Origin of the sequence: Lysinibacillus sp. NPDC093688, assembly GCF_050280145.1 — a bacterium.
GTDB classification, from domain to species: Bacteria; Bacillota; Bacilli; order Bacillales_A; family Planococcaceae; genus Lysinibacillus; species Lysinibacillus xylanilyticus_B.
The window spans coordinates 1-7633 of the sequence record NZ_JBNNUX010000077.1 but is presented as its reverse complement, the minus strand read 5'-3'; the positions used below and the strand labels follow the sequence as shown (position 1 = coordinate 7633).

7 protein-coding genes are annotated in these 7633 nt (G+C 33.9%); 4 read left to right on the top strand and 3 right to left on the bottom strand.

The window, feature by feature from the left end; translation table 11 throughout:
* Positions 1 to 372: 372 nt before the first annotated feature.
* The gene (locus tag ACQKN2_RS24740) at positions 373 to 807 is read left to right on the top strand and encodes an NUDIX hydrolase (protein WP_427417285.1); all 435 of its coding nucleotides are present in this window, start codon (positions 373 to 375) and stop codon (positions 805 to 807) included.
* 139 nt (positions 808 to 946) lie between these two features.
* Here the strand turns inward: ACQKN2_RS24740 and ACQKN2_RS24735 are convergent, their stop codons facing one another.
* Positions 947 to 1156 carry a hypothetical protein gene (locus ACQKN2_RS24735; RefSeq protein WP_427417284.1) on the bottom strand — a complete coding sequence of 70 codons (210 nt, stop codon included), beginning with the start codon at positions 1154 to 1156 and terminating at the stop codon, positions 947 to 949.
* Between the two features lie 22 nt (positions 1157 to 1178).
* Positions 1179 to 1355 (bottom strand): sporulation protein Cse60, encoded by a 177-nt coding sequence (locus ACQKN2_RS24730; protein WP_268635783.1) that lies wholly within the window; start codon positions 1353 to 1355, stop codon positions 1179 to 1181.
* Positions 1356 to 1701: 346 nt separating this feature from the next.
* Between ACQKN2_RS24730 and ACQKN2_RS24725 the strand changes: the two genes are divergently transcribed.
* Positions 1702 to 2523: an MBL fold metallo-hydrolase gene (locus ACQKN2_RS24725; protein WP_427417283.1), complete on the top strand. Its 822-nt coding sequence runs from the start codon at positions 1702 to 1704 to the stop codon at positions 2521 to 2523.
* Positions 2524 to 2622: 99 nt separating this feature from the next.
* Positions 2623 to 3714: a hypothetical protein gene (locus ACQKN2_RS24720; RefSeq protein WP_427417282.1), complete on the top strand. Its 1092-nt coding sequence runs from the start codon at positions 2623 to 2625 to the stop codon at positions 3712 to 3714.
* A gap of 113 nt (positions 3715 to 3827) precedes the next feature.
* Here the strand turns inward: ACQKN2_RS24720 and glnA are convergent, their stop codons facing one another.
* Positions 3828 to 5162 (bottom strand): type I glutamate--ammonia ligase, encoded by a 1335-nt coding sequence (gene glnA, locus ACQKN2_RS24715; protein WP_427417281.1) that lies wholly within the window; start codon positions 5160 to 5162, stop codon positions 3828 to 3830.
* Positions 5163 to 5742: 580 nt separating this feature from the next.
* On the opposite strand from glnA, the gene ACQKN2_RS24710 reads away from it, so the two are divergent.
* The gene (locus ACQKN2_RS24710) at positions 5743 to 7410 is read left to right on the top strand and encodes an S-layer homology domain-containing protein (protein ID WP_427417280.1); all 1668 of its coding nucleotides are present in this window, start codon (positions 5743 to 5745) and stop codon (positions 7408 to 7410) included.
* The last annotated feature ends 223 nt before the right edge of the window (positions 7411 to 7633 follow it).

Here is a 7633-nt window from a genome sequence, read left to right as displayed (position 1 = left end):
CAGTGCAACGTAGCGGCAGCAACAGGATGTTGGTCACGAAGGCGTTATCACAGGACGTGATGCTTTTAGCCTTCGTTCCCCTCCCGCTTCGCTTCGCTGCAAGGTCTCGGGCCAACAGGTGTTTTCTGCGCGAAAGCGTAGTGCTAACGTAGCGGCAGCAGAGGGTTTTGTTTGTGCGAAAGCACAGCGACAGCGACAGCAACAGCACCGATGTTGGTCACGAAGGCGTTATCACAGGATGTGATGGTTTTAGCCTTCGTTCCTCTATTGCTGATCCCCGAGGAGTCGCCCAGCCTCCACTACAATCAACTTCTTCACATGACATACGTTTTAACAAAATGTCAGCTTCAGCACCTAATAATCATCCATAATATGTTAAAATTATCATTAAATAGCGTAATTAGATTGGAGGTTTTGATATTGGTTAAATGGCAAGGGGCTGCAGGAATTTGCTTCAATGAAGACAATCAATTATTAATGGTTTTGCAGGGTACTAAAGAAGAAATAAAAACATGGGCAGTACCATCGGGAGGAAAAGAAACTGCTGAAAGTTTTGAGAGGTGTTGTATTCGTGAAGTGTATGAAGAAACAGGATATGTAGTAGACATCATCAGAGAAGTGTTACATAAAAATAATGATGCAGTGGAAGTTCGATATTTTGAGACGATCATTACTGGTGGACAAATGATGATACATGATCCCGATGAATTAATTTATGAAATTGCGTGGAAATCAAAAGATGAAATACTCGATTTAATATTATCCTTCCCTGAAGATAGGCAATTTCTTTTATCATTATTTCAATAATTGAATCGTCATGCATTATGATTAATAGTAGTAGGGAGATACCTATGGACAACAAAGATTAGAAAAGTATACTTAGTGCTTGGCATTACCTCTCACGGGTATTTCCCTTTCACCCACGGGTAACCACTTATCATATCGATTATTTAATTTTTACTTTTTCAACGACCGCTTCGTATATCGATCCATCATCGATTTTAATATATTGATTTTTCGCTTCCCTACAATAGCCTTCTTTCTCTAGAAAATCCTTTAGCTCAGATTTCTTAGCAAATATTTTTTCAATGACATTCTGCTTCACTTCAAATTCATCTGTTCTTTTAGCAATGGTTACCCAATATATTTTTGACAAGGTGTATCCCCCTTTTAATCAATTATTTATAAATAATTAAAGCTGAATGTATAACTGTATGCTCCCCTATATATAACGTATTATATTTAATATCCACTATTAAATAATCGCTCAAATCCAGTAATGCGTTATTAATATCATGTTCAAATTGCACAATATCATTGTTTTGGATCGTTACAACTTGAGTAGCTTGCGTCATACATTTCCCCCCGTTTCTTCTAATCATAGGTCAAAAGGAAGTAATTGTCACAACAAAATGTTTTCGTTGTAAAACACCTTAGCCCCCTTTAAATTAAAGTAGTTCATCTCTTTCTCTAGTTAATAAGAAATCAAATAACCCTAGAGATAATAATTCACAAAGCTAAATTTCCTCCCTTTTCCCATTGATAAAAAAAGTAAATAACCATTTATATGGTAAAATAGAATGTAAGGATTTGGAATATTCCCCATTTAGAATACAAACATTAAATTGAAGAGTTACAACAATATACTAAATTAATATGTCTAGCATTCATGATTAATCTTCATTAGAAAGTAGGTTTTTTTTGAAAATTACTGCTATCCTCGAAAATTCGAAGTTAGATAAAAAATTAACAGCAAAGCATGGTTTATCATTGTATATAGAGACCGAACAACTGAACATTATTTTTGACTTAGGTTCCAATCACTCTTATATAAAAAATGCACAAGCTTTAGGTATCGATTTAAACAGAGCGAATGCAGTAATTATTTCACACGGGCATTCTGATCATATTGGAGGATTAAGTTATTTGGATGAAGTAAATAAACATGCTCCCATTTATTTGTCTTCGAATGCATTAGAATCACATTGGTTAAAAATTGGACCTTATTATCATAATGTAGGTGCAAAGGATACAATAAAAAATGTCGATAATCGTTTGAAGTTTATTTACGAGGGTATAGAACTTACAAAGGGAATTCATATTATTCATTTAGAGCCCACAAATGAATATAGGAACAATCTTTATAAAGGGGATAAGAAGGAATTAGATGATTTTAATCACGAAATCGTGTTAGTGATTGAAAACGAAAACGAGTTAGTATTATTTAGCGGTTGTAGTCATCATGGAATTGTAAACATAACTAAAACGATAACTGAAAAATTTCCAAATAAGAATATCAACGCTATTATTGGGGGATTTCATTTAATTGATCTCCCCATAGTTAACACTTTAGGAAAGTCAAGAGAAGAAGTAATCTCAATTGGTAATACATTAAACGAAATGGAGATTGACTGTATTTATTCTTGCCATTGTACTGGAACAAAAGGATTTAATATTCTCAAAACCGTTTTAAAAGAAAAATTACAATCCTTTAAAACAGGACAAGATATTGAGCTTTTGTAGATGTTATTCGCTACTAAAAATTCAACTCTTACCTAGACAGAAAGATCTGCTTTAAATCAATCTAAATGTTATTACCTTAGTCTAAATGGAGAGATTCAATTGAAAATAATAGAGAGAACAATAATACTATCATGTGCAGCTATATTCCTATTTATTGTTTTTAAAGCCGTATATAATGGTGTACAGTCAAATAGATCTTTGATTAAACCCCAAAGTTCAAATTTTTACCAAATAATCGATAAAGATTTTAATAAAACGGTAGACGTACCTTTTACTAATATTAACTCTTACAGGGGTAATGCTGACTATATTTATATGAGTGTAGATCAAGAGAGTCCTTCTCTTGATAATAAAATTGTTGAATATAATCGAAAGACTCAGAAATACAAAACTATATTTAATAGCAGATTTAAGTTGCCATCAGTTCAAGGGGTAGAATTAAATGATACTTGGTTATTATGGGTAGATACCGATGAAAATGGAGGGTATCTGAATCCATATTTTATGAATTTAAAGACACAAGAAATTCAGCCATTGACAAAAGAAAATGAAGAAAACGTTACTAATGATTTTCCCATATTAATTGGAGACTACGCAGCTTGGATTAAAATGGACAGAAAAAGTGAAAAAGCTGAAGTTATGCTTAAGAATCTCAAAACAGACGAAACAACAAGTATATTTAATTTAAATAGCTTTACATCTTTGTCTGCAAAGGATGGAAAATTATTATTTACTGATAAAAAAGATCATTTTGGATATATCTATTTGTATGATCTGAAAAGTAAAGAAATAAAAGAATTTAAGAGTTCATATGAATTTATTGGTTGGGCAAGGCTTCTGAATGATCAACAATGGGTTTATCTAACATTTGGCGACCCATCTGAACCTTCAACTGGTGATGGTAAGCTAATTTTTTATGACGCTGTGACCAATCATTCGCAAGAAGTTGTTTCGGATATTGACTCGGTAAGTGAACTTAACACTGATTTTAATAATGAAGTATTTTTATATTTCAATGATAATGGATACTATAAAAAATTTAAGATACAGGATTATCTATTAGTTGAGGATGGTTTGTTAGAAACACATTATTTTTTTAGATTTTCAGCTGAAAATGATATTTATATCTATGACCAAGAGCTCCCAAATAATAAATACAAATTAATTATCCAAAGTGAACTCCCTAACTAAAAATGGCTATCCCTATCAATGAAAAATAGGGATAGCCTTCTTCTTTGACACTCAATCCATCGTATTTCGGATCAAAAAAAGTGTCGGAGCCCCAAAGCCCCAACACTCCCCTTCTAATACATTCTTAAATATTCTTCCCGCTCCCAGTTATGGACACGTGTACGGTATTTATTCCATTCTATTTCTTTAGCAGCAGTGAATTTTTCAAAGATATGGTCTCCAAGTGCTTCACGTATGATATGATTCATTTCGAGTTCAAGGAGTGCGTATTCCAATGACGATGGGAGACTATCGATACCATTCAATTCACGTTCAGCTCGTGACATTTTATAAATATTTCGATTTACAGCATCCGGTGGTGTGAGATTTTTGCGAATTCCATCGAGCCCAGCTGCTAAAATAACAGTCATTGCTAAATAAGGATTTGCTGCCGGATCGACAGAACGAAGCTCGATACGTGTTGATAATCCTCGTGCAGCTGGAATTCGAATAAGTGGTGAACGGTTTTGTGCAGACCATGCTACATAGCAAGGAGCCTCATAGCCCGGCACTAATCGTTTATAGGAATTAACAAGTGGGTTTGTGACAGCTGTAAAACCATGTACATGTTTTAGTATTCCTGCCATAAAGCTACGCGCTGTTTCGCTTAATTGCAATTCTGCATTTTCATCATAAAACGCATTTTTATCCCCTTCAAATAACGATAAGTTGAAGTGCATTCCAGAACCGTTAACACCAAATAGTGGTTTTGGCATAAACGTTGCGTGCAGTCCATGCTGTGCAGCTATCGTTTTTACAACAAGCTTAAACGTTTGAATATTATCACATGCTTCGATAGCATTTGCATATTTAAAGTCAATTTCATGTTGACCAGGAGCAACCTCATGATGAGATGCCTCAATTTCAAAACCCATTTCCTCTAGCTCTAATACGATATCACGTCGACAGTTCTCCCCTAAGTCAGTTGGGGCTAAGTCGAAGTATCCACCACTATCATTTAACTCGAGCGTTGGATGCCCTTTTTCATCTAGCTTAAATAAGAAAAACTCTGGCTCTGGTCCTAAATTAAATGAGCTAAAACCTAACTCCTCCATCTCCTTTAAAACCCTCTTCAGATTGGAACGGGGGTCGCCTTCAAACGGTGTACTATCCGGTCTAACAATATCACAAATAAAACGGGCCACTTTACCTTTCTCCGCAGTCCATGGAAAAATGACGAATGTATCACGGTCTGGACACAAGTACATATCTGATTCTTCAATGCGTACAAATCCTTCAATCGATGAGCCATCAAACATAATTTTATTGTCCAACGCTTTTTCTAATTGACTAACTGGTACTTCAACGTTTTTTATTGTTCCTAATATATCAGTAAATTGTAGGCGAATGAATTTCACATTTTCTTCCTTAACACGACGTTTAATATCTTCTTTTGTATAATGTTTCATTTCCCACCACTCCAATGTAATTTTAGTTTACACAATTCTTTTACAACTGCTTTTAAAATACATCACAAGGATGAAAAACACAATATCTATGTAAGGTTTTCTTACATACGTTTTATCGAATATACTCATCTTTTTATCAGATAAATAGAGTTATCCTCTCTTTCTGCATAAAGTCTTTAGACTTACCCTGATATTGCTTTGTAAAAAAGATTGATTGTTTATAATAAAGATTGATAAAAATCACTTTTTTAGTATTTTTCGAGGTAATTTTTTGAAGTTTAGCTTGTGAAAATTTTCACTTAAACTAACGGAGCAGTTTAGTTGAATAGTGTTATTTAACTCGTTGTTCAACATTCGGGCCATTTTCTTGAATAAGGAGAGGCTCTTTTTTACGTTTATGGGTCATATCGTGGAGGATTGTACTTAAACTATGGGAGGCGTTTATCCAACAGGGATTTACACTTATTTTGTCGGACATATTTTACTCAGATCAATTCCTTGAAAATACCCAATATATACCGCTATTTATCAATCTCCATTACTATTAAAATAGTGATAATTGAAATTAAGAGGTGTTATTATGAAAAAAACTACCTTTTTGGTTTTTATATTGCTTTCTTTTTCAATACCAATGATTAATGCGAAAGCTGATGACTCCAATTGGCTAGAAGGTGAAATCATCAAGGGTATTTATTCTAATATTGTCGAAGATGATAAATACACTTTAGACCTAAAAGAAGATGCAAAAGTGACGTTTACATTAAAGGATGGTGTTGACCTTAATCTTGAAGACGTGTATCCCAATACTTATCATATCCTTTTGATGGATAGTAATGGGAATCGTATCGCAAGTGCAACAACAAGTTTAGAAGATGGAGATACGGAAAAGACGGTTAAGTCCATTAATTTAAAGAAGGGTACTTATCAGATTAGTGTTTCAGCTGGTTTCATATCTAAGGGAGAATATCAAGTGAGTTATGAAACGAGTCATATTGAAGGGCAAGATGTAGAACCTAACAATGAATATGCAAATGCGAATTCATATAAGATAGGTACAACATTAGAGGGGACACTTTATGGTACAACGAGTTCTAATGATATTGATATATATAAAGTAGAGGTTCCATCCTTTGGAAAGGTAAAATTAATAATTCAAGATACAGGCATTCGTAAAAGTGACCTTAAACTAGTAGTGACGAATGAAAATAGTGAAAAAGTGATTACCGTTAAAAATTCTAATGAGCCGAGTGAAGTTGACGTATTACTACAAGCAGGAACTTACTATTTTAATATAGGTCTTCAAGCCGAAAATACACCTGATGTTAATTACTTAGTATCAACGCAATTTGTTCCATTAGACGAAAATGAGTGGGAAAGCGGTAGGAATTCAAATAAAATAACTGCCGATGTTATCCAAAATAATAAAACTGTAAGAGGCTTTTTATATAATGCAGGATATAGCTACAACCAAACTACAGATTATTATAAGTTTACTTTAGAAAATGCTGAAAAAGTGACGTTTATTGCCAATGACCGTGAAGGTTTTGGTGCACTTATATTTGAAGATGAAGAAGGTCAACTCCACTCTGGTGGCTATGTAACAAGCAATACAAGTCAAATCGTAGAAACAAAAGAGTTAAAAGCAGGTACATATTATGTATCTTTTCGACCAAGGTATGGAATTAATGGCTATGAAGAATACGATTTAACTCTCCGTATTCAAAGGTTTACAGACGTACCTGCAATGCATCCGTATTATGAAGCAATAGAATCTCTTGCACAAGTAGGTATCAATAAAGGATATTCTGATGGAAGTTTCCATCCTAAAGAGCCCATTCAGAGGCAACACGTTTTTGCCTTCATCAGTCGTATTGAAGGACTGAATTTTCCTAAAATCCGTAACATGAAATCTTTTACAGACGTAAGTACTAGTCAGCCTTTTTATCCAGAAATTAAGAAGTTTTACGAAGCAGGTATTATTAGTGGATATGGTAATTATATGAGTCCTAAATCTAATGTCACACGTGGAGAACTTGCAAAAATTTTAGTGAATACGTTTAATTTGAAAATGAATGGAAATGGAATCCCTTTTAAAGACGTGAAGTCATCGAATATTTTTTATAAAGAAATTCAAATCCTAGCAAGTAACGGCATTACTGTTGGAGCAAATGGAAATTTTATGCCTAATGAACCAGTCACAAGAGAACAATTCTCTGCCTTTTTACAGCGAATATTGAAAAAAAATTAATAAATCAAAAACGGTCATGTATAACATGGTCGTTTTTTGTATTTTTATTGAGATTTTGAAAGTTTTTTTAAACTAATGGAGGCTTGAGTTGAATAACGATCTTCAATAATCGGGCGCGATTGTGGGATAAGCGTCGCTGTTCTTATTAAACTCCCATGAAAGAACGTAAAAATCTTTCATTTTCTGTGGTGTAGTGTTGATTTTGCGCTACATGGATGGCTAA